This window comes from Arthrobacter sp. B3I4 (assembly GCF_030816855.1).
Lineage (GTDB): Bacteria > Actinomycetota > Actinomycetes > Actinomycetales > Micrococcaceae > Arthrobacter.
This window is the reverse complement of the sequence record NZ_JAUSYK010000001.1, coordinates 1,886,891-1,908,590: the sequence shown is the minus strand read 5'-3', so window position 1 is coordinate 1,908,590 and position 21,700 is coordinate 1,886,891. Positions and strand designations below refer to the sequence as shown.

The 21,700-nt window shown below is 65.4% G+C and carries 25 protein-coding genes and 1 other RNA gene; 6 read left to right on the top strand and 20 right to left on the bottom strand.

Annotated features, from left to right (window positions below):
* The first annotated feature begins 56 nt into the window (after positions 1-56).
* From QFZ61_RS08980 to QFZ61_RS08970, 3 genes are all read left to right on the top strand, one after another.
* Positions 57-815, top strand: a complete 759-nt coding sequence (locus QFZ61_RS08980) for a class I SAM-dependent methyltransferase (RefSeq protein WP_307035262.1) — start codon at positions 57-59, stop codon at positions 813-815.
* A gap of 135 nt (positions 816-950) precedes the next feature.
* On the top strand, positions 951-2,246 hold the full coding sequence (locus tag QFZ61_RS08975) for an Nramp family divalent metal transporter (protein ID WP_373427144.1): 1,296 nt from the start codon (positions 951-953) through the stop codon (positions 2,244-2,246).
* A 10-nt stretch (positions 2,247-2,256) separates the two neighbouring features.
* Positions 2,257-2,967, top strand: a complete 711-nt coding sequence (locus tag QFZ61_RS08970) for a metal-dependent transcriptional regulator (protein ID WP_307035260.1) — start codon at positions 2,257-2,259, stop codon at positions 2,965-2,967.
* Here QFZ61_RS08970 and QFZ61_RS08965 read toward each other — a convergent pair.
* Positions 2,964-4,409, bottom strand: a complete 1,446-nt coding sequence (locus QFZ61_RS08965) for an MFS transporter (RefSeq protein ID WP_307035258.1) — start codon at positions 4,407-4,409, stop codon at positions 2,964-2,966. The two genes, QFZ61_RS08970 and QFZ61_RS08965, sit on opposite strands and share 4 nt — an antisense overlap.
* 126 nt (positions 4,410-4,535) lie before the next feature.
* On the opposite strand from QFZ61_RS08965, the gene QFZ61_RS08960 reads away from it, so the two are divergent.
* Both QFZ61_RS08960 and QFZ61_RS08955 read left to right on the top strand, forming a co-directional pair.
* On the top strand, positions 4,536-4,907 hold the full coding sequence (locus QFZ61_RS08960; RefSeq protein ID WP_307035256.1) for a hypothetical protein: 372 nt from the start codon (positions 4,536-4,538) through the stop codon (positions 4,905-4,907).
* Positions 4,908-4,957: 50 nt separating this feature from the next.
* Positions 4,958-5,092 (top strand): hypothetical protein, encoded by a 135-nt coding sequence (locus tag QFZ61_RS08955; RefSeq protein ID WP_307035254.1) that lies wholly within the window; start codon positions 4,958-4,960, stop codon positions 5,090-5,092.
* A 154-nt stretch (positions 5,093-5,246) separates the two neighbouring features.
* Here the strand turns inward: QFZ61_RS08955 and ssrA are convergent.
* From ssrA to QFZ61_RS08860, 19 genes are all read right to left on the bottom strand, one after another.
* Positions 5,247-5,615, bottom strand: a transfer-messenger RNA (tmRNA) gene (gene ssrA, locus QFZ61_RS08950).
* 126 nt (positions 5,616-5,741) lie between these two features.
* The gene (smpB, locus tag QFZ61_RS08945) at positions 5,742-6,212 is read right to left on the bottom strand and encodes an SsrA-binding protein SmpB (protein WP_307035252.1); all 471 of its coding nucleotides are present in this window, start codon (positions 6,210-6,212) and stop codon (positions 5,742-5,744) included.
* Positions 6,213-6,252: 40 nt separating this feature from the next.
* Positions 6,253-7,659 (bottom strand): M23 family metallopeptidase, encoded by a 1,407-nt coding sequence (locus tag QFZ61_RS08940; protein ID WP_307035250.1) that lies wholly within the window; start codon positions 7,657-7,659, stop codon positions 6,253-6,255.
* 25 nt (positions 7,660-7,684) lie between these two features.
* Positions 7,685-8,599, bottom strand: a complete 915-nt coding sequence (ftsX, locus tag QFZ61_RS08935; protein ID WP_307035248.1) for a permease-like cell division protein FtsX — start codon at positions 8,597-8,599, stop codon at positions 7,685-7,687.
* Complete coding sequence (gene ftsE, locus QFZ61_RS08930; RefSeq protein WP_307035246.1) at positions 8,596-9,354, bottom strand: cell division ATP-binding protein FtsE; 759 nt, start codon at positions 9,352-9,354, stop codon at positions 8,596-8,598. The genes ftsX and ftsE overlap by 4 nt, the downstream gene beginning before the upstream one ends.
* A gap of 172 nt (positions 9,355-9,526) precedes the next feature.
* Positions 9,527-10,642: a peptide chain release factor 2 gene (gene prfB, locus QFZ61_RS08925; RefSeq protein WP_307035244.1), complete on the bottom strand. Its 1,116-nt coding sequence runs from the start codon at positions 10,640-10,642 to the stop codon at positions 9,527-9,529.
* A 28-nt stretch (positions 10,643-10,670) separates the two neighbouring features.
* Positions 10,671-11,168: a pilus assembly protein TadG-related protein gene (locus tag QFZ61_RS08920; RefSeq protein ID WP_307035242.1), complete on the bottom strand. Its 498-nt coding sequence runs from the start codon at positions 11,166-11,168 to the stop codon at positions 10,671-10,673.
* Positions 11,165-11,629, bottom strand: a complete 465-nt coding sequence (locus QFZ61_RS08915) for a hypothetical protein (RefSeq protein ID WP_307035240.1) — start codon at positions 11,627-11,629, stop codon at positions 11,165-11,167. Before QFZ61_RS08915 ends, QFZ61_RS08920 begins: the two co-directional genes overlap by 4 nt.
* Positions 11,610-11,954, bottom strand: coding sequence for a TadE family protein (locus QFZ61_RS08910; RefSeq protein ID WP_307038086.1), 345 nt, complete (start codon positions 11,952-11,954; stop codon positions 11,610-11,612). Before QFZ61_RS08910 ends, QFZ61_RS08915 begins: the two co-directional genes overlap by 20 nt.
* 87 nt (positions 11,955-12,041) lie before the next feature.
* Positions 12,042-12,293 (bottom strand): hypothetical protein, encoded by a 252-nt coding sequence (locus QFZ61_RS08905; protein ID WP_373427194.1) that lies wholly within the window; start codon positions 12,291-12,293, stop codon positions 12,042-12,044.
* Between the two features lie 35 nt (positions 12,294-12,328).
* Positions 12,329-13,270 (bottom strand): type II secretion system F family protein, encoded by a 942-nt coding sequence (locus QFZ61_RS08900; protein WP_307035237.1) that lies wholly within the window; start codon positions 13,268-13,270, stop codon positions 12,329-12,331.
* A complete protein-coding gene (locus tag QFZ61_RS08895) occupies positions 13,267-14,124 on the bottom strand; it encodes a type II secretion system F family protein (RefSeq protein ID WP_307035236.1) in 858 nt (285 codons plus the stop codon). Before QFZ61_RS08895 ends, QFZ61_RS08900 begins: the two co-directional genes overlap by 4 nt.
* Positions 14,124-15,092: a CpaF family protein gene (locus tag QFZ61_RS08890; protein WP_307035234.1), complete on the bottom strand. Its 969-nt coding sequence runs from the start codon at positions 15,090-15,092 to the stop codon at positions 14,124-14,126. The genes QFZ61_RS08895 and QFZ61_RS08890 overlap by 1 nt, the downstream gene beginning before the upstream one ends.
* A gap of 349 nt (positions 15,093-15,441) precedes the next feature.
* A complete protein-coding gene (locus QFZ61_RS08885) occupies positions 15,442-16,311 on the bottom strand; it encodes a hypothetical protein (RefSeq protein ID WP_307035232.1) in 870 nt (289 codons plus the stop codon).
* A gap of 547 nt (positions 16,312-16,858) precedes the next feature.
* Complete coding sequence (locus QFZ61_RS08880; RefSeq protein ID WP_307035230.1) at positions 16,859-17,395, bottom strand: hypothetical protein; 537 nt, start codon at positions 17,393-17,395, stop codon at positions 16,859-16,861.
* 108 nt (positions 17,396-17,503) lie between these two features.
* The gene (locus QFZ61_RS08875) at positions 17,504-17,941 is read right to left on the bottom strand and encodes a hypothetical protein (protein ID WP_307035228.1); all 438 of its coding nucleotides are present in this window, start codon (positions 17,939-17,941) and stop codon (positions 17,504-17,506) included.
* Positions 17,942-18,376: 435 nt separating this feature from the next.
* Positions 18,377-19,060, bottom strand: coding sequence for an HK97 family phage prohead protease (locus QFZ61_RS08870; RefSeq protein ID WP_307035227.1), 684 nt, complete (start codon positions 19,058-19,060; stop codon positions 18,377-18,379).
* Positions 19,061-19,082: 22 nt separating this feature from the next.
* Positions 19,083-20,291: a phage major capsid protein gene (locus tag QFZ61_RS08865; protein ID WP_307035225.1), complete on the bottom strand. Its 1,209-nt coding sequence runs from the start codon at positions 20,289-20,291 to the stop codon at positions 19,083-19,085.
* Positions 20,292-20,696: 405 nt separating this feature from the next.
* Positions 20,697-21,056: a hypothetical protein gene (locus tag QFZ61_RS08860; protein WP_307035223.1), complete on the bottom strand. Its 360-nt coding sequence runs from the start codon at positions 21,054-21,056 to the stop codon at positions 20,697-20,699.
* A gap of 406 nt (positions 21,057-21,462) precedes the next feature.
* Here QFZ61_RS08860 and QFZ61_RS08855 point away from each other — a divergent pair, with 406 nt between their 5' ends.
* A complete protein-coding gene (locus QFZ61_RS08855; RefSeq protein ID WP_307035221.1) occupies positions 21,463-21,693 on the top strand; it encodes a hypothetical protein in 231 nt (76 codons plus the stop codon).
* The last annotated feature ends 7 nt before the right edge of the window (positions 21,694-21,700 follow it).

Genomic DNA, 21,700 nt, shown 5'->3' with positions numbered 1-21,700 from the left:
CCGCCGCGTGCGGTAAATTCGAAGGTATCAACCAGAGCTGCCGAAGGAGAGCGCACGTGGCAGGCGGCGGCCCGAAACTACATCATTCCCGCCGGCAGGAGCTCGGCCAGAGCTTCCAGGACGGCGGCGAGCACTACGACCGGGTGCGGCCCGGCTACCCGGACGACGCGGCGGACTGGCTGATCCCGGACGGGGCGCGCGACGCCGCCGATCTCGGGGCCGGCACCGGCAAGTTCACAGCCCTTCTGGTCGGGCGGGGGCTCCGCACCGTGGCCGTTGACCCGTCATCGGACATGCTGGCGCAGCTGCGCCGCTCACTTCCGGGAGTACCCGCCCTCGTCGGGACCGCCGAGCACACGGGCCTGCCGGCGGACGCGTTCGATCTGGTCACCGTCGCGCAGGCCTGGCACTGGTGCGATCCGGTGCTGGCCAGCACCGAGGCCGCGCGGCTTTTGCGCCCGCACGGCGTGCTCGGGCTCGTCTGGAACCAGCTCGACACCGCCGTCCCCTGGGTCCACCGGCTGTCCCGGATCATGCATGCCGGCGATGTCCACAAGCCCTCCTTCAAGCCGGCCCTGGGTGCCGAATTCACCGCGCTGCAAAGTCACCTCACCCGCTGGGAAGACCCCGTCGGGGTGCAGGACATTCTCGAACTGGCCAAGTCTCGCAGCTACTACCTGCGCGCCGGCGAAGCGACCCGTGCCAAGGTGCTCAGCAACCTTCGCTGGTACCTCCACGACCACCTCGGGCACACAGACGGCGAGGTGCTGCCGCTCCCCTATCTGACGCAGAGCTGGCGCGCCACCAGGGCATGACGCCCCGGAGCGGTGGTGGGTGGCCCGCACGCGTTCAGTTCCGCCGGCTGCATTGCGGAAGCCTGCCCGCGCGCCCTAGTATTTCGGTATGCCTAAATTCTTTATGTAGGTAGACGGAATTTCTAGGAGCCCACCGTGCTGGATGTCGCAGGACACGAACCGTCCGCCGCCGGGCAACCCCCCGCCCGAGGGGTGCGCGGACACCGCCGCGCCCTCCTGGGTTTGCTGGGCCCGGCCTTCGTGGCAGCCATCGCCTATGTGGACCCGGGCAACGTGGCCGCCAACCTTACGGCCGGTGCGCAATACGGCTACCTGCTGGTCTGGGTCCTCGTCGCGGCCAATGTCATGGCCGTACTGGTCCAGTACCAGTCAGCGAAGCTTGGCATCGTCACGGGCAGGAGCCTGCCCGAAATCCTTGGCGAACGGCTCCGGCCCGCCTGGCGCCGGGCCTTCTGGGTGCAGGCCGAAATCGTGGCCGCGGCCACCGACCTCGCCGAAGTCGTCGGCGGTGCGGTGGCGCTGTATCTGCTCTTCGGCCTCCCCCTCCCCGTTGGCGCCCTTCTTGTCGGGGCCGTTTCGATGGGCCTGCTCGCCGTGCAGAGCCGCAACCAGCAGCGGCCCTTCGAGTTCGTCATCATTTTCCTGCTCGGCATCATCACCGTTGGCTTCCTGGCCGGGCTTTTCATCAGCCCGCCCGACGCCCGCGGCGTGCTGGCCGGGCTCGTGCCCGGCTTCCAGGGTCCGGACACGGTACTCCTCGCCGCGAGCATGCTCGGTGCCACGGTTATGCCGCACGCCATCTACGTGCACTCGGCGCTCTCCCGGGACCGGCACCGCCCGGACCGCCACCTCCACGTCCCGCACCACGCCGTCGCCCGGCTGGTCAAGGCCACGCGCTGGGACGTCGTGACGGCGCTGGCCGTCGCCGGCGTCGTCAACATCGGGATGCTGCTGCTGGCCGCCTCCACCCTGGGCGGCGTGGAGGGAACGGACAGCATCGAGGGCGCCCACGCCGCGATCACCAACAGCCTTGGTCCGGTGGTAGGGGTGATCTTCGCTGTCGGCCTGCTGGCCTCCGGCCTGGCGTCCACCTCCGTGGGCTGCTATGCCGGCGGCACCATCATGGAGGGCCTGCTTAAGCTCCGGATTCCGCTGATGGTGCGCCGGGTCCTTACGCTGATTCCCGCCGTCGTGCTGCTGGCCGTCGGCTTCGACCCCACCTGGGCGCTGGTGCTCAGCCAGGTGGTGCTCAGCTTCGGGATACCCTTCGTGCTGGTCCCGCTCGTGGTGCTGACCAGCAGCAAAACCCTGATGGGGCGGTTCGCCGACGGACTGCCCCTGCGGATCGCCGCCGTCGTCAGCGTCATTCTGGTGGTGGCCCTGAACCTGGTCCTGCTGTGGCTCACGTTCTCCGGCGCGGCCGGACGGTAGGCTAGGGGCTGTGAAAACCAGTCCGCCATCCTCCTCGATCGAGGACTACGTCAAGGTCATCTATTCCTTCACGGAGTGGCAGGACAAGCCCATCACCTCCACGCAACTGGCCCAGCGGCTGGGCGTCGCCAATTCCTCTGTCTCCGAAATGGTGCGCAAGCTCAAGGAACAGGGCCTGGTGGACCACAAACCGTACAGCGCCGTTACGCTGACCGGCGACGGCGTCCGGCTTGCCCTTTCGATGGTCCGCCGGCACCGGCTGATCGAGACCTTCCTGGTCCAGGAGCTCGGCTACCGCTGGGACGAGGTCCACGACGAAGCGGAACTGCTCGAACATGCCGTCTCCGACACGTTTATCGAGCGGATGGCCGCCAAGCTGGGTAACCCGGTCCGAGATCCGCATGGTGATCCGATTCCCGCGGCGGACGGCTCGGTGCTGATGCCGCCGGCGCACCGGATGAGTGAACTTGACGACGGCCATACCGGCCAGATCACCCGGATCAGCGACGAGAACCCGGAGCTGCTGCGCTACCTTGCGGCGGAGCAGATCGCTCTGGACGCGCAGGTTCAGGTCCTCGGCCGAAAACCGTTCGGCGGCCCGCTCGTGGTCCGGATCGGCGGCCCCGGGCAGTTGCGCGACGTCGACCTCGCCGACGAGGTGGCGTCCGCACTCTGGGTGCACACGGACGCGGCCCACTCGGGCTGCACCGTCGCCGGCTAAGCCGCGGCGGGCGCTCCCCCGCCGTCGACGCCGTCGCCGCTTGCTTCGCTGTCGCCGCTGGTCCCGCTGTTTGGTTGCGGATTACGGATGCCGACGGCGGACGCGGCGGCACCGGCGAGAAAAAGCGCAGCAGTGACCGCCGCCGTGGCGTGCAGACCCGCCGTCGTAATCACCGGCCCGGTAATGAGCCCGGCAAACGCAATGGCCACCAGGCCGGCGATGCGGGCGACGGCGTTGTTCACGGCCGACCCGATCCCGGCCTCTTCGGGATCCACCGCGCCGAGGATGGCCGCAGTCAAGGGCGCTACCGTCACGGCCAGGCCGATCCCGAAGACCACCATTCCGGGAAAGACCTGCGCGAAGTAGTCCAGCGGCAGGCCGACGCCGAGCAGCATCAGGAAGCCCGCCGCGCACAGCACCGGTCCCGCGGTCATGAACCAGCGCGGACCAAAGCGGCCGGAAAGGGTTCCGACGCGGGCGGAGAGCAGCAGCAGGATCAGGGTGGAGGGCAGCAGGGCGAACCCGGCCGCGGTGGCACCGAGGCCGGCAACTTGCTGCAGGTACAGTCCCAGGACGAAGAAGCCCAGACTGAGTGCCCCATAGATCACCATGGTGGCAATGTTGCCCCAGCCGAAATTGCGGATGGTAAAGAGCCGCAGCGGCATCATCGGCGCCGGGGTGCGCGCCTCGTGCAGCAGGAACGCGACGAGGCCGGCTACGCCAAGGCCCAGCGGCAGCCAGACCTGCGGGGACCCCCAGCCCAGGCTGCCGCGTTCGATGAACGCGTAGACAATACCGCCAAGGCCGATGACCGCCAGGACCGTCCCGGTGATGTCGACGGTACTGCCGGGCGCGCGTTCGAGGTCCTGTTCCCGCAGCCGGCGAAGCGCAGGCCAGACCGCGGCGGCAGGAACGACGTTGAGGAAGAAAATCATCCGCCACGTGAACACATCCACCGAGACCCCGCCGAGCAGCGGGGCCGCGACGATCGCCCCCGAGGTCCACGCCGACCATCTCCCGATCGCCGCCGACTGGGCCTGGCCGCTGAACACCGTCACGATCAGCGCCAGTGAACTCGGCACCAACAGGGCCCCCGCGACGCCCTGCAGCCCACGCGCCACGATCAGCGACTCGCCGTTCCAGGCGAGGCCGCACAGCACCGACGTAAGAGTGAACCCGGCAAGGCCCCACTGCAGGACCCGTACCCGGCCGAACTGGTCCGACAGTGACCCGGCGACGAGAATCAGTGCCCCCAGGGTGAGCAGGTAGGCGTCCACGACCCACTGCTGGACCACCAGCCCGCCGCCGAGCTCCCGGCTGATCGCGGGCAGGGCCAGATTAACCACCGAGCCGTCCAGAAAAGCGATGAAGGAGGCGACAATCGCCACGTAGAGCACGCGTTTCTCAAGGCTCGTCATGGCTGTGGCGGGGTTGCCGGACATGGCTGCTGCCTTCCTCGTTGCCCGCGCGACTCGTCCAGCAGGGCGGGGCGGCCACCGGGTCTGGCTTGAGCCTAGCACCGGCTGCGCGCCGGGCTCCGGGACCTGCCGATCCCGTAAAGTTGAGGGATGGTTACCCGACGCGAAGCAGCCCAGATCCTGGATATCCCACTGGAAATGGCCAGCCGCCACGGCCTTCCGTCCCGGCTGACTGACGCTGAGCTCAACGAACTGCTGGACAACCCGCCGGCCTGGTTGCGCCAGTCGAAGGCCAACCGCACGGGGAAGCGTCCCGTCTGGACGCAGCTGACCTGCGCCGTGTGCGGCTACTCCGAGGCGGCACGTCCGAAGAAATGGTGGCCGGAGTTCAGCTACGTCTGCTGCGCGCACCACGCACCGTATGAAGTGCCTGCTCCCGGCGCCGGGCTGGTCCGCAGCGAGTACGAGGGCGTCGGCAGCCGCTTCGTCGGCATCGTGGACGTCGCGGTACCCGAGGCGTAGCCTTAAAAGCACGGGCTCATCCCGGGCCCGACCTTTTGAGGGAGCTTGCAATGCCTGACAAGTCGCCGCACCGGCACCTGACCAAGAAGCCGGTCAAAACCATCAAGGAAAAACGGGCCGATAAGAAGGCCAAGCACATCGTTGACGAGCACACTGACCCGGTGGCGCACATCAAGAAGCGCTGACTGCGTCGGCGGGTACTCGCCGTCGAGCGCCCGCCGTGCGTACACGCACAATGCCTACACGTAACGGGCAAACAAAAAGGCCGGAAGCTGATGCTTCCGGCCTTTTGCTACGGGGTGGAGCTCCGTTGCCGGGGCTCCTGCTCGTTAACGAGCTGAGTGGAGATGGGGGGAATTGAACCCCCGTCCGATGTCGTGTTGTCAGGGCTTCTCCGGGCGCAGTTTGCGTCGGATTTTCTCGGCCCCAGCCATCCTGCAAACAGGTGGCTGATCCGGGCCCAGTCATCAAAGAGTCCCGTTCACCCCGATGACGGAGGTGAACAGCAGTGGCTATTTAAATGACGCCAGGATCCGGGGCAATAGCAACCTCGGGCTGACGGACTGTCTTACTGCTTAGGCAGCGAGAGCGAAGTCAGTGCGTTTTGATTCGGCACTTATTGGTTTGCAGAAAGCGTTTACGAGATAATTCTGCATCCTCGGCCCGCTTCACCTGTCGCGACTAACATCGTCGAAACCGATCATCCCCGTATTTTGTTATCAATGTTCCTACTTCACCGGTCTGGTTCCTGCGGATCCATCCCGGACTACCAAGCATAACGCACGACGCCGCCGTTTTCTTCCCGGCCCTTCCGTCAGCTGCCCGGCCCGGTGGTCATGCCCGGTTGCGCTCCCGCATGACGCGCAGCGCCTCGCGCTTGTCCTGCTGCTCGCGCAGCGTCTGGCGCTTGTCGTACTCCTTCTTACCGCGGGCGACGCCGATTTCCACCTTCGCCCGGCCGTCCACGAAGTACAGCTGCAGGGGCACGATGGTGAAGCCGGATTCGCGGATCTTGTGCGAGATCTTGATCAGCTCTTCACGGTGCAGAAGCAGCTTCCGCCGGCGGCGGGCGGCGTGGTTGGTCCAGCTCCCCTGGTGGTACTCGGGGATGTGGATGCCTTCCATCCATAACTCGTCGTTGTAGAAGGTGCAGAAGCCATCGACCATGGAGGCGTGGCCCTCGCGCAGGGACTTCACCTCGGTCCCCATCAACGCGATGCCGGCTTCGTAGGTATCCAGGACGTGGTAGTCGTGCCGGGCCTTGCGGTTGGTGGCCACTACTTTCCGGCCACTTTCTTTAGGCACGGTGATAACTCCTCAATCGGTGGTGCGGGTCAGTTCCAGTCTAGAGCAGCCCCATCGGGTCCACGGCCTTGCCGTTGACCCACGTCTCGAAGTGGGAGTGGCAGCCGGTGGAGTTGCCGGTTGTTCCGGAGTAGGCGATCAGCTGGCCCTGGCTGACCTGCTGGCCGACCGAGACCGCCACGGAGGTGTTGTGGTAGAAGATGGTGGTCAGCGAGTTGCCCTGGACCACGCCGTGCGAGATCTTCACGTTGTTGCCGCCGCCGTCGTTTCCCCACCCGGCCGAGACGATGGTGCCGGCTGCCGGGGCGTACACCGGGGTGCCGCAGGCGGCCCCGAAGTCGATCCCGGTGTGCATGTAGCCGCCCTGGCCGTAGAAGTCGATGGTGCCCGGCGGCGTCGCGCGCCAGCCGAATCCCGAGGTGATCGGGACGCCGTTGAACGGGCTGCGCAGCGCGAAGGCCGACACCGGGCCTGGCGGGGCGGGGACGTAAGGAGCTGGCTTGGCCTGTACCTGGCCCTGGGCGCGGGCTGCCGCCGCAGCGGCGGCGGCCGCGGCCTCAGCAATGCGGCGCTGCTCGGCTTCCCAGGCTTCGCGGAGCTTCCGGTCGCGTTCGACGATTTCCGCTGCGACGGAGTCCTGCCGGGCCTTGACCTGTGCGATCTGGCTCTGAATGCCGGGTTTGGCGGCCTGCAACTCACCGTTGAGGCGGTTGGTGTCCGCGATCAGCTTGTCCACCTGGGCCTTCTTGGCCTCGGCTTCATCGCGGGCTGCCTTCTCCCGGGCCAGCGCAGCGTCCGCTTTGGCTTTAAGGTCCGTGATTTCCGCTTCAACGGCCTGCAGGCGCGCCTGGGAGTTCACATTGGTGGCGTTCTGCTGGCTGAGCTTGTCCATTGCGGAGTTCTGGCTGCGCAGGGCCTGGTCGGCCAGGTCGATCGTGTCGGTGAGGCTGCCGCCCTGGTTGGAGCCGAAGAACAGCGAGAGGTTGGACGGGACACCGCCGGACTTGTACGCCTGGGAGGCGATCTGTCCGATCAGCTTCTTGGTATCGGTGATTTTTTGTTTGTCGTTTTCGAGCTGCTGGGTGATCTTTGCCTTGTTTTGCTGGGCGAGATCCACGCGTGCGGCAAGAGCCTCGACCTCTTTGACCGCGCCGGCAACCCGGCCCTGGGCGTCCAGCAGTGCCTGCTGGGCGCCGGGAAGCTGGCCCTGGTAGACCACGAGGTCCCCGGCGGCCTTGGCGATCTTGGCGTCAACGAACTCGAGGGACTGCTGCACCCGGGCCGCCTCGGCGTTCAGGGCGGCCTGCTGGTCCTCGAGGGTGTCCGCAAAGGCCACCGGGGTCGAGGCTCCGAAGTTCGCGGCGAGCACCAGCGCCACGGCAGCACTGACCAGGCGGCCGCGGCGGGCGGCCTCGCGGGCAGGGGTGCGTCGGGCCAGCGGTGTCATGAGTAGTCCTCTTCGTTGCGCAACTCTAAACCCTCAAGTAACGGCGGAGGGTCAGGAGTGATGATACCCCGGCGAGCAGGATGCCCAGCCCGACAAGGGCCGGCACCAGGATCAGGGTCTGACCGGGGGAAATGAACGCAGTATCCGGATACTGCTTGGAAAGGAACTGGCCGAGGAAGAAATGGGCCACGGCCCACAACGTGCCGGAGGCCAGGGCGGCACCGATCACGGCCGCGATGACGCCCTCAAGGATAAAGGGCAACTGGATCACCATCTTGGACGCACCCACCAGACGCATGATCCCGGTTTCCCGCCGGCGGCTGAAGGCCGAGAGACGGATCGTCGTGGCGATCAGCAGGATGGCGCAGATGATCATCACCCCGGCAATGCTGACCGCCACGAGGGAGGCGGCGTTCATCGCGGAGAAGAGCCGCTCCAGCAGCTGGCGCTGGTCGATGACCGATTCCACGCCTGCCTGCGAGGAGAAGTTCTCGCTGATGACCTGATACTTTTCCGGGTCCTTGAGGTTGATCCGGAAGGAGGCCGGCAGCTGGTCCGGGGTGACCGAGTCCACGATCGGTGAGTTGGAGAACTGTTCCTTGAAGTGCTTGTAGGCGTCGTCTTTTGATTCGAACTGGTAATCGTTGACGTACTGGGCCACGGACGGGGACTGCAGGAGCTTGCGCAGGTTCTCCTGTTGCTCCGGCGTCGCCGGTCCCGTCGCGCAGCCGGGCGCCGTCGAACCGTCGCTGCAGAGGAAGATGGCGACCTGGACCTTGTCGTACCAGTAGCCCTTCATCTGGTTGATCTGCAGCTGCAGCATGCCGGCGGCACCGACGAAGGTCAGCGAGACGAAGGTGACGAGGATGACGGAGACCACCATGGACAGGTTGCGGCGCAGGCCGCTGCCGATCTCGCCGAGGATAAAGGCCAGTCTCACAGCTGGGCCTCCCCGGCGTGCTCGCGGCCGCTCGCGTCGCGCAGCCGGCGGGACTGGCCCACCACCGGGATCATCGAGGTGTACAGGGCCTTGGCCTCATCGCGGATCACCACGCCGTTGCGCAGTTCGACCACGCGTTTGCGCATCTCGTTGACGATGTCGTCGTCGTGGGTGGCCATCACCACGGTGGTGCCGTTCTGGTTGATTTTGTCGAGCACGCCCATGATGCCCATGGACGTGGTCGGGTCCAGGTTACCCGTGGGCTCGTCGGCCAGCAGGATCCCGGGGCGGTTCACCACGGCGCGGGCGATCGCCACGCGCTGCTGCTCACCGCCGGAGAGTTCGTGCGGCAGCCGGTTTTCCTTGCCTTCGAGGCCGACGGTTTTGAGGACTTCGGGGACCGTTTCGCGGATGACGCTGCGGCTGCGGCCGATGACCTGCATGGCGAAGGCGACATTGGCGAACACGGTCTTCTGGGGCAGCAGGCGGAAGTCCTGGAACACGACGCCGATGCCCCGGCGCAGCCGCGGCACCCGCCAGCTGGAAATTTTGGCCACGTTCTGGCCGGCGACGTACACGGCGCCCGAGGAGGCGCGGTCCTCTTTCAGCACAAGCCGCAGAAAGGTGGACTTTCCGGAGCCGGAGGCTCCCACGAGGAAGGCAAACTCGCCCCGGTTGATCTCAAGGTTGATCGAATCAAGCGCTGGCCGCGCCTTCTGGTCGTAGACCTTGGTGACATTTTCGAAACGAATCATGGCCCTAATACCCTGCAGGAACCGGGCATTTTTAGACCAGTTCTGCTGCCGGGGCGCGGGCTTTCTCTAGGGGAAGTAGGGCACCGGCCCCTCGACTATACCCACGGGTAACGGCGGCGGCGCCGGTACCCGGGGGTGTGTCGCGTGATTGGCGCTGTTACTGCCGGGCCCGTTACTTTTCGGCGTTGCGGTTGTCGGTGCGCCAGCGGATCCCCGCGTCGATGAAATCGTCGATCTCGCCGTCGAACACCGCGGAGGTGTTGCCGACCTCGTGTTCGGTGCGGAGGTCCTTGACCATCTGGTACGGGTTGAGCACGTAGGAGCGCATCTGGTCGCCCCAGGACGCCTTCACGTCGCCGGCGAATGCCTTCTTCTCGGCGTCCTCTTGTTCCTTCTTGAGCAGCAGCAGCCGGGACTGCAGGACGCGCAGGGCGGCGGCCCGGTTTTGCAGCTGCGACTTTTCGTTCTGCATGGACACCACCGTGCCGGTGGGGATGTGGGTCAGGCGCACCGCGGAGTCGGTGGTGTTCACCGACTGGCCGCCCGGGCCGGAGGAGCGGAAGACGTCGACCCGGATTTCGTTGTCCGGAATGTCGATGGAGTCGGTCTGTTCAATCAGCGGAATGACCTCGACGGCGGCAAAGGAGGTCTGCCGGCGGCCCTGGTTGTCGAACGGGCTGATCCGGACCAGCCGGTGGGTGCCGGCCTCGACGCTCAGGGTGCCGAAGGCATACGGTGCCTTCACTTCGAAGGTGGCGGATTTGAGTCCGGCTTCTTCCGCGTAGGAGGTGTCCATGATGGTGGTCGGGTAGCCGTGGCGTTCGGCCCAGCGCAAGTACATCCGCAGCAGCATCTCGGCGAAGTCGGCGGCGTCCACTCCCCCGGCGCCGGCCCGGATGGTGACCACGGCTTCGCGCTCGTCAAACTCACCCGAAAGCAGCGTCACCACCTCGAGTTCGCTCAGTGCCTTCCGGACGGAATCGAGCTCCGTGGCGGCTTCACCCATGGAGTCGGCGTCGTCCTCGTCCTGGCCGAGCTCCACGAGCACTTCCAGGTCGTCGATCCGGGCGGCCAGCTTGTTCAGCCGCTCCAGTTCGGACTGCTTGTGCGAGAGCTTGGAGGTGATGACCTGGGCTGCGGAAGGGTCGTCCCACAAGTTCGGCTCGCCGGCGCGTTCGCTCAACTCGGCGATGTCTTCCTTCAGCGCCTCAACGTTGGAGACGTTCTCAATCGAGGCGTAGGTGGCGCGCAGCGCGCGGATTTCTGCGGGAAAATCAATGTTAGCCATGGTTTTTCAAGCCTACCCCGGTTGCGGGTCAGCGCGTCAGCCGGGACCTCGCCGTCGACGTCGCCTCGATCCGGATGCCGTCTGGGACCAGGAAGTTGATGATCGGCGGATGGACCGCGGCGCTGAGGACGACGACGGCGGTGGCACCGTCGGGGCTCCCGGTGTCCGGGGCGACGGTAAGGCCGCTGAACCGGCCGAAGGCGCCGTCGCGGTTGAGGTAGTCGACGGCGGTCCCGCGGACCCGGCCGGCGCTGAGAACGGCGGTCGGGCTTCCTGCCGCAGTGTCCAGCTCGCCGAGGGTGAAACTGTCAGCGGCGGCGACCGAGGCACCGTCCGCCAGGGACAGCAGCTTCTTGTGTTCGATGTACACGCTGGAGGCGGCGGCGACCACGGTTGTGACGAGCAGGGCCAGCAGCACGTACCCGATGATCAGCACCATCAGCTGGCCGGCCTCCGACGGGCCGGTGTCGGAGGGACCGCCCTCCGACGGACCGGCTTCGGCGGGGTGCGGAGCCCGGGCGGTCATCGGAACCGGCCGATGACCTGCGTCGCGGTGGCGCTCAGGTGGCCGGCGTCGAGCCTCAGGGTGTCACCGAACGGCACGAAGGGAAGCGGCACAGTGAGGTGCACCGTGACGGTGACGGCGGTTCCTGCTGCCGTGCAGTCGGCGGGGCTGCAGCTTGTTTCCAGGCTGGCGTTGTCCGCGGGGAGGCCGTAGTCGGCGAGCGCCAAGCGTACCGCCTGCTCTGCGGCGGCCGGCCCGCCCGCCGCGTCGGGCTGTGCGACGAACACCTTGGCGGCCTGGTCGGCGGCGCCGACCACCGCGAACGAGCCGCCCTGGAGTTGGCCAAGCGTGATGATGAAATATACGACCGGCACCATCAGCAGGAACGAAAGAAAGGTGAACTCGACGACCGCGCTTCCCCTCTCGCCGTCGTCACCGCTCTTGCCGGCGCCAAGATTAGCGCTAAGGCTGGAGGGCGGCATGCCCTTTCACCTCCAGCATTTCGCGGGGCCCGATCAGCCCGATGACCGGCAGCGGTGCGCGCACAGTCACCTCGAGGGTGCGGATGCCGGCGTAGGTGGTCTCCGCTGTGCTGACGTCCCGGGCGAACTCGGAGGTGAGGGCGACGCCGATCAGCTGCGCGGTGCGTTCCCTCGCATCCGCGGCGTTGCGGTCGGCCAGCGTGCCGTACCGGGCGCCGGAGGCAGCGGCGTCGACCAGCGTGTTCCGGACGTGCAGGACGAGGGCCAGCTGGATGATTCCCAAGAAAAAAAGTGTGAGCAGGGCGCCGACCAGGACGAAATCCACCACGGCGGAGCCGCGTTCCCCGGCGGCTCCGCCGGGGACGGCTTCAGCCGGGCTAGCCGGGCTTGGTCCGCCAGCCAGATGCACTGCCTACTGCCCGACTTTTTGCATCGCCTGGTTGAAGAGCCCCTCCAGAGCCGGGCCGGCGAGCGCTAGCAGCGCGGCCACCAGCACGGCTGACATCAGGGTGATCATCACCCACCCCGGCACGTCGCCGCGCTCGCGTGCGTCGCCGTCGCCATCGGTTGGCCGCCCCGTGTAGGGCGCCCCCGGGTGGCCCGTCCGCCACAACAGCAGGCTAGCCAGATGGACCACTAACATTCGGATGCTGATTGCCTTCACTGCTTCCCCTTTTTGTTGGTTGGTTTTGGTTCCGCTCAAAGCCCCAGGCTGATGGCTGCCAGCCCCGGAAAGACGGCGAACACCACGGTTAGGGGCAACACCCCGAAGACGAGCGGAACCATCATGCCGATCTCCTTTTTGCCGGCAGACTCCATCAGGTCGCGTTTTGCGGTGTCGCGGACATCCTGTGCCTGGGCGCGGAGGACTTCCGCCAGCGGCGTCCCCCGCTCCACTGCGACGATCAGCCCGTCCACGAACCGGACCAGCGGCCCCAGATCGGTGCGGGACGAGAATTCCTGCAGGGCCTCAGCCAGCGGCTGGCCCGCACGGGTGGCGGCAAGCACACGGGAGAACTCCTTTGACAGCTCCCCGTGAGTCCTGCGGCACACCCGGTCGAGTGCAGCCGCGGCGCTCTCTCCCGCGCTGACCGCCAGCGCCATCAGTTCCGCGACGCTGGGAAACTCGGCCATCATCCGGGCCTCCCGCTTTTTGACCTGGGCACCGAGCATGTAGTCGCGCAACAGGAAACCGGCAAGGCCGGCGCCCAGGACAATCAGCAGGGAGAACAGCGGATTCAAGCGGCCCGCGGCGCCGCCGAGCAGGACAAGGACGCCGGCCGCGACAAGACCGCCGGCCGCCCAAAGCAACTGCTCGGCACGGAAATCCACCGATGATTTACTGCTTCCGGCCCGCGCGAGCCTGCGGTTGAGCGCCGCGGAGCCCGGGTTAAGCCTGCCCAGCGCCCGGAGCCAGTCCTGGACCACGGGGCGCAGTATTCGTTCCAGCGGTCCGAAGGGCGTCAGGTTTCCGGGCGCCGCACGCAACAGCCGCGATTCCAGGCTGTGGGACCGCAACTGCGGTGCAATCCGCTCGGTAAAGCTGGTGGGCCGCAGGAACGGCAACCGCACGAGGAACAGCCAGAGACCACCGCCCAGGACCGCGCCGCATGCCACCGCACTGGCCATCAGCGCGCTCATCGGAGGACCCGTTCGTCCTGCGGCAGGGCGCCGATCCGTAACATGATGGCGTAGGAAAACAACGAGACGAGCAGCCCGGCTGCCAGCACCGCTGCGCCGGCGGGTGAGTTGTAGGCGGCCACCGCTTCGGGGCGGCTCGCAAGCAGTATCAGCACAATCCACGGTGCGGCGACGGCGAGCCGGGCGGCGTTGACCGTCCACGACTGCCGCGCCTCCAGTTCGCTGCGGGTGCGGGCGTTCTCCCGAAGAAACTCGGCCAGCGTTCCAAGCAACCGGCCAAGGTCTGAACCGCCCACCTCCCGGGTCAGCCGGAGCGCTTCGACGATCCGGTCGGCCACCGGGTCCGCGAGCCGTTCCTTGAGCCTGGTCAGCGCCGGGTCGAACCGGCCGCCGGACCTGTAATCGGCGCCGAAGTCGCGGAACAGCGGGCGCAGCTCGGACGGCCCTTTGTCGCCCAGTTGCATCAGGGCCTCCGGAAGCGATAATCCTGCCCGGATGGCCGAGCGAAGGTGGTCAACGACGTCGGGCCACAGCTCCCGGAGCACCGCTGCCCGCTTACGTGCCCGCCACCTCACGATGCCCAGGGGCAGCCAGCCGCCGAACAGGCCGAAGCAGCCCGAAATCGGCCACGATCTGGTCCCGGCGAAGAAGACAACGGTGACAAGGGCTCCCATCCCGCAACAGGTGGCGATCAGGCCCAGACGGCTGACCTTTTCAATGCCGGCGGCGCGCAGCAGATCTTCGAGCCGGTTCGCTCTTGGCCGGCGCCGGGTGGGCGGCGGCTGTTCCCAGGCGGACCACCAGACCAGCAGCAGCCCGGCTCCGAGCAGCAGCACCCCCAGCAGCGGTGCCATCAGTGCTGCTCCAGCAACGCCGCGACGTCGTAGCCGGCACGCGCGAACTTTTCCGCGGCGGGCATGGAGCTCGGCCGCGGCCGGAGCTCGCCACCGGAGGCCTCGAAAACCATTGACGATTCGATGACACCGTTTTCCACCCGGCGCCCCAGCGAGAGGATTTCCGTCACCTGCCGGCGTCCGTTCGCGTGGCGGCTGCAGTGGACCACGAGGTCGATGCAGGAAGCGACGGTGGGGACGACGAAGGCACTGGCGATGTTCTCGCCGGCGAGCAGCGGCAACGTGCAAATTTTGGTGACGGCGTCATGCGCAGAGTTTGCGTGGACCGTGCACATGCCGGGCATTCCGGAGTTCAAGGCGATGAGCATGTCCAGACTTTCGGCTTCCCTGACTTCGCCCACCACCAGGCGGTCTGGCCGCATCCGCAGTGCTTCCTTTACGAGGCGGCGGAGCGGGATTTCGCCTTCGCCCTCGAGGTTTGGTTGCCGGCACTGCAGGCCCACGACGTCGCGGAGGGGGAACTGGAGTTCGAAAATCTCCTCTACCGTGACGACGCGCTCGCGGGTGCCGATGCTGGCGGCGAGGCAGTTCAGCATGGTGGTCTTGCCTGCCTGGGTGGCGCCGGAGACCAGGATGTTGAGTCCGCTGGCCACGGCCGCGCCGAGGAAGCGTGCCGATTGCGGAGTGAGCGTTCCCAGTTCCACGAGGTGCTCGAGTCGGCTGGCCTTGACCACGAATTTGCGGATGTTGATGGCCCAGTGCCGCCGCGTGACATCGGGGATCACCACGTGCAGGCGTGAGCCGTCGGGCAGCGCTGCATCGACGAAGGGCGAGGACAGGTCCAGCCGCCGGCCCGAGCTTTTGAGCATGCGTTCGACGAGGTCGCGGACCTGCTGCTCCGTCAACGCGACGGAGGTCAGTTCTGATTCACCGTTGCGCGCGACGAAGACCTCGCTTGGGAACAACATTTGATATTAGTTGCTTGCAGCACCGCTCCGGGTTGGTTAAACAGAAGAGACGGACGGCTCCCCAATCCTTCTTTGGCCGGGAAGCCGCCCGTCAACAGCGCAGAACGTGTGGCGCTAGGCGCTTAGCGCTGGAACCTGACTACCGGTGAAGTACCGGGAGTGAGTCTTTTGAACCGTCTCTAGGGAATCACTGTTGAGTGAAACTATCTCCCAGTCTTCGCTGGGGCGGATCTTCTCAAGCTTCAGCCGTTCGAGCAAGGCCTCACGGTGGCCGTTGGAGCCAGGGAACTCGATCACATATCGATCTCCAGTTATGCGGTTGTATTCGATTACGTATCCAGGCATCTGCTCATCCCTTCTTATGAATTCGCATCGTATCAAACGACTTTTTGATGTCTGCGAGGCTCGTTTTCACCGTGTCTTCAAACTCGTCCATATCGGATTCGTAACTCCGCAGTTTGTCCACTCTTGGGTCAACAGGAATATCCCCAAGAGTAGTTTGGATGAGGTCAAAAGCTCTCCGGATCGCTGCCCTGCGTTCTTCAAGGACGCCGATGCCATCACTGGACAACTTCTGCAATGAGTCTACTAGCCGCATGGCCGCCTCATCTTTGGGAACTTCATCATACCGGATTTCTCGGCCCAGCACGTCTGCCATGGCCTCGTAGGTGTTCGCCCACTGGCCCTGGAGATGCGTTCTAATCTGCACTTCGACGCGTCCTGGCAGCCTGAGCCAGAGGTGAACAGCGCGATAGCCGCTATGGGGGTCGTTTCTCATGTCGCGGATGCAGGTCTTGAGGTCATGATCGAAGTAACCGGCAATCGCGGTAGCCACAGCATCTTGCTCGTCGAGGGTCATCTCCGCCTCGAACCTGACACCGGCAACGTCCTGCACACTGGGAAGTGGGGTGCTGCGGTCACGCTGAAGCTTCTGCCGAAGTGTGTCAATAGTCTTTGGGCGAGAAGTGACCTCGGGAACGCGATCACCTAGGAGGGGTGCCCAGTCCAATCCCCGTATCTTCGCCTGGGTGTCCGCCGCGAGATCATTGTAAAAGACCATGACTTCGTCATATGAGGGTAGCGAATCGGGAATCGGCATCTCGTCCCTGATGCAGAATCCGAGTTTCTTCAGTTGGTTCGTTGTCCAAGGTAGCGGCGGCACCCAGCGATCATAGCCTTTCCAGCCCCCTGCTCGACTCTGGAGGGCGAAAAAGATCATCGCCCGGCCAGATTACCTGCGGCGGGCGATGATCTCATCGGCAGGCTACAGCGGCTGCCCCGCCAGGTTCCACTCAAGCCGGTGGCCCGCCGGGCACGAGGGCCTACCTACACGCTGCCACTCCCGACCGCCCGTGATTCCCCCGTCCGGTCCGAAGACCCAGATCTCGCGCAAAGGCGATCCGCACTTCGGGCATGTGTGTGCGCTTTCGCGGATCTCGCGCTTATCCATTCTTGACTTCGGTGGAGTTCGTGGCACTGATGTGACCGCTGATCAACGCGTAGGCTTCCGCAAAGTTGCGTGCGCCTGGCGCTGATGTTGAACCGGCCACTTTGGTGAGAAGTGCCTTTTGCGCTTCAATCAACAAGTCGTCATGCGCCTTAGCGTCCCCGCTGACTCGATGCGCTGGTGGTTTGCAGCCATAGTTGGTCTCCCGATCTAGTGGGCTCGCCGGTTGCGATTCCCCCGGAACAAACCATAGCGATCGGCACCGACAGTTTCGGGAGGGTGGTTGCCGGGGAAACCGCATGGCCAGCGCGCCATTTACCTATTTGGTGTAGGGCCGCCAGGCATCAAGCACCGAGATGAGGGGACGGATCGCCCCGTTCGCCAAGGTTTCAGCGTCATCGCAGGCACTACTCTGGGTGTCCTTGCAAGCCGTCGTAGCTTCAACGGCAGCGAGCGAATCTAAGGCGGACAACGTCCGGGTTCGGAGGTTAGAAATCTCCGCAGGCGGTGTGGGCAGCGCTCGGAACTTTCTCGCCGCCGTCTTGGCGGTGACCGTTACCGTCTGCACGGTGTATTTGCAGGTGGTGCTCTGAACTTTGTCGATAGGTGCTTTGCCAATCGACGCGAACGCGCATTTAGTGATGTTGTCGTTGTAGTCCCGCCACGTCTTCTCCTCCTCGGTGAGGATGGACGCAAACTGTGCGATTGTGGCCGTAGGAGTCGGGCTGGGCGTCGCGCTGGCGGTCGCCGACGACGTCGTCGGGCTGGTTCCCGCGACGGGAGACGCGCCCGTGCATCCAGTCAAGGAAAACACCGCCAGCACGAGGGCAGCGGTAAGAGGGCGGAGCTTGTTCAATTTGGTTCCCCCAAGGAAATAAAACGAGTGTTGCGGCAAGAATACAGTGGCGGCGCCGCGATGCAGGCTACCGGGGCCTCGACTCGGTCAACCACCGTCGTTCTCCTTTCAGGACGGCAGGAAGCCAGGCAGGCGGTTGCCCCAACGAATTCCGAGCAGTTCCGCAGGGCAGCGCCGGTACTCCTCGATGTCCCATTCGGAGTCCGTGACGCGCTCCACGTTGCCCGCAGGTATCCATGCCCAGTGGGAGTGCCGCCCGTCATCTGCCCAGCTCACAAGTATGTGTGAGGGGTTCCAGCGTTCGGCGACGGCGTAGACGGTCACGGTGCCGCCGTCGGCCAGCTGCAGGGTCGCACGGATTTTGGGGTACTGCCCGTACGTCCAGGACTTGGTTTCTTCCGGCGGGTGTCCGGGGTCGGGTTTCAAGTACTCGTAGGTTTCCCCGTCGAGCGTGAAGCTGGCCATGCCGTAATCGTAGCGGGGCCGCTGTTTGCCGTTCCGTCCGGCGAGCATGCGTCGTACGGCGTCCACATCTATCTTCACCACCCGTCACACAGTAGGGCGGGGGGCAGACAGCGAACGAGAGCAAAAACAAACGCCCCGCACTTCGGTCGGGGGCGACGTAAGGTGCGGGGCGTTCGGGTGTCCAAGTCGTCATGGGGGATTCAACTCGAACAGCGCAACCATAAGCTCGCTGATAATTCAAGTCAAATGACGTTGGAAGCCGGGCTTCGAGCCGCCCCGGAAAGTGCGGACCCACATAGAACGGCCCGCCGAGGGTACCGGCCCCGGCGGGCCATTCGCGGGCGTGACCCCGGGGAAAGACCTCCCAGAAAGGATGTGAGAAATCGGAGACTTCCCCCCTGCCATTGGCTCGCGGTGTCCGTTTACGGGAACGGGGCGAATACTCCCGTTCCCCGGATCGCCGCTGTCGCCCCGGGCGTTCCGGCCTCCCCTAGGGTGGCCGGACCGGTCCCCTAGCTATCCCGAAAATAAGCCGGCATCGAGACGGCGGCGCAGTTCGGCGATAGTCGGCCCGGCCGGTTCCGCCTTCTGCGTGGTCCGTGTCGGCAAACCGGCACGCGCGGCCAGGAGCCGCAATTCACCCTCGGCCGCAGCCCGTTCAACGTCAGCGAACGGCACTCCGAGACGGTCCGCCAGCGAACGCATCCCGGTAGTCGAGTCCGGATACGCGGGCTCCATGACCGGCGCCACGTCCACGAGCTTGACGCTTTTGAGCGTTCGAAGCGGTGTGTTGTCTTCGGTGAAGCCCCAGTCGTCCTCGACCGCGCGGAATGCGAACGACGAGGCCCGAAGGTCACCCCGCTCGGCCAGGGCTTTCACGTCCCGGCCCGCTCCGGTGTCCGGCAAATCCACTTCGTACCGGAGGCCGTCCCGCTGGACTTTCAGCCGGAGGGTTCCGGCGGTTGTAGTTCCGAGGGGAAGGTTGCTGTCGTGGTTGAAGCGGGCCATGACGGGCACGCGGTCCGCAAGCGTCTTGTTGAACGCCTTCGGGTCCACTACCTCGACAAATCCGCCCAGGTTCACGCTCCGCTTGTTGAACACAATGAGCCCGGTGAGAACCCCGAGGCCGGTGGTGGTGGTCCCACCGGCCCGGAATTCCACAACGTGCTCGGTGCTTCGAATTTCCTGCTCGCGCATCATGGCCCGGCCCCTTTCCGATTGCCTAGGTCGCAGCTCCGACGAAGTGCTTCACAGCGCCGCTCTGGTCGATGAGCAGACCGTCGCCACGGATGAGGCAACGGAACGCGACCTGATCGGTGTCGAACTTGAACTCGTCGGACCGTTCGAAGCGGATGCCATTGACGATCCGGACCCAGTACGAGGAGAGGTCACCAAAGGCAACCGACTTCGCGTTCAGCCCGGTGGCGGGCATGTTCGGATCGGTGAAAACCTGCTTCCCCAGGATGAGGTCAGGAACCCCGGCAACGGTCGAATTTTCCCAAAGGTACCGTCCGGCCGTGTCCTTGATCTTCCGGAGAACACCAACGGACGAGTCCTTGATCAGCCACCCGGCCTCGGGCGAATTCCGGTAAGCCGGATTCACCGAGTACATGAGATCGATGAGGTTATCGAACGTCGGCGCACCGGCAACGGCCGTTCCGGACGTAACGCCGAGGGTGGTCTGCGTGGTGATCCCGGCCGGTTGCCCGGTCCCGGTCCCGGTAATGAGGTGCGCCCCAAGCGCGTTGCCAACGGCCCGGCCGAAGCTCTTGGCGAGGTAGCCCTCCATGTCCACGCCCGTATCTTCGAGCAGTTCACGGGGAACGAGGACAAGGAGCCCGTACTTGTACGCGCCCAGGGTCCGCTTTGCGAACGTCGGATCAGACTGCGGGATGGTCCCGGATTCAGCGACGAGCGCGGCGGCGCCGTGAGCGGTGGTCACCGGCACGTCATAGTTCTCGCCCGAGTCGGTATTGAGGACCGTCGCACCCGCATTGATCAGCGTTGCGGATTCGATCAGGTGCTCGATGAGCTGGCCATGGAACGACGTCGGCACGGTGTTTCCACCGGCCGTCGCGGTGCCCTTGGACAGTGCCCGGTGTTCCGTGAAGCGCCGGTTCTCGGCCTTGGTCGGCATGAGGTTGATATGGCGGACCTCGCCGTTAGCGAGGCTCCGGAACTGCGCCGTCACGTCCACGTCCGAGTGGGTGTGCTCAACGTGACCAAGGCGCCCCAGGGCTTCCTCGGCCGAGCGGTTGTCCGCATCGAACTTCACCAGGGAATCCGACCGCTGGCGGAGTACGTCCATGTCGGCGGAAATCTGATCGAATTGACGCTGTTCCTCGGCATCGAGGGAACGGTTCTCGGCTTCGGCACGGTCGAGGATCGCACGTGCTTTGGCTTCGGCTTCTTTGCGCTTCTGAATCAACATCTGCGCCATTGTGCTGTTCGGCATTGTTCTGCCCTTCTGGAAATGCGCCCACTGGCGGCGCGAAATGAACTAAGGAAATTTCAAACACGGTCTCGCTCAATACGCCCGGTGCGCTTTCACGCTGCCTGTCGGCGGAGCCGAAATACCGTTTCCCCGTCTTTCGCTGCCGTCCCGGCGCCGGTGTGCCAATCGCACTGCCGTCTGCCATGAAAGGTGCTTGCCTGACAACTACAGTTTACCAACGGTCAACGGGCTTTTGTTGGCCTCTTGGTGCCAAGTTCCGGCTTTTCAGCCGGCCTGCAAGGGGTGTTCCCGTGCTTGTCGTTCTGCGGCGTTCAGACCCCCGCTCCGGCAGGACCCCACCCCGCATCCCGCTAGACGGACAGCCCCGGCCCTGCGCGGCGGCTAGCCGCCGTTCTGTGTGCGGCCCAGGCGGGCGGCGGCATCGCAGAACGTACACTGGCCCGGCGCGACTACCGGCCACGACGGCTGACACATCGCCGAGGAGGTGTGCGTCGTCCCCACCCAATCCACGAAATCATCCCGGACCGGAACCGCGCCCTCATCTCCGGACGGCGGGGCCTGCTTCGTCATCAACCGGCGCAACTCCCGAAGGGCCTCATTCTTCAACCGGTTCAGCGGCGCCACGTGAGTGGTCGCCGGGCCATCATCCAACCGGCGGGCGGCGTCCAAAGCCTGCTCCTCCCAGACATCGCACTCCGCGTCCCACCCCGGGCGCCACAACGACTCGATCTCGGCTATCACCCGATGCTCCGTCTTGCCGGGCACTCGCTCCTCGTCCGGGGGCGCCACGCGGCCCGCAGACGCATCCGGAACGCGCCCAGGACCCACCGGCCGCAGAATGGTCACAGACGCGCCCTCACCGGCCTTCCGCGCCCGGCGCTCCGCCTCCTTCGCCGCGTGCGCAGCCCGGCACTCCGCACAACGGCAACCGTCCCGGTACCCGGTAGTCCCCGGCTTCTTGTGGCTGACAATTTCGCTCATGACCTTGCTTCCCGAACGTTCTTCGGGGAAACCTGTTCCCCCACGAAGCTTAACGCCCCACTTGCGGGGGTTTTTTGGTTGACGGCGCGGTGATGGGGAAGGACACTCCACCAAAAAATCCAATTTTTAGCGGTTAGGCGGGCGGGGTTATTGGATGATTGGCCGCATGACTGAGTTTCTTGTGAACGTGCTTGTGGTCTTCACCCTTGTCATGATCGTGTGGTTCCTCTTGGGCTGGTCCATTTACGGGGGCGAGAGAGGCAAGGCACGTAGGGGTGGCCTCTTCGCAGCCGTCTACAAGTTCGTGGTCACACCTTGGATCATCACCTCCGCCGTTTCGGCGGTCCTCTTCGCTTTTTTCTGGGGATTGATTGCCCTTACGGGTGGGTTCAACTAGGCCCTTT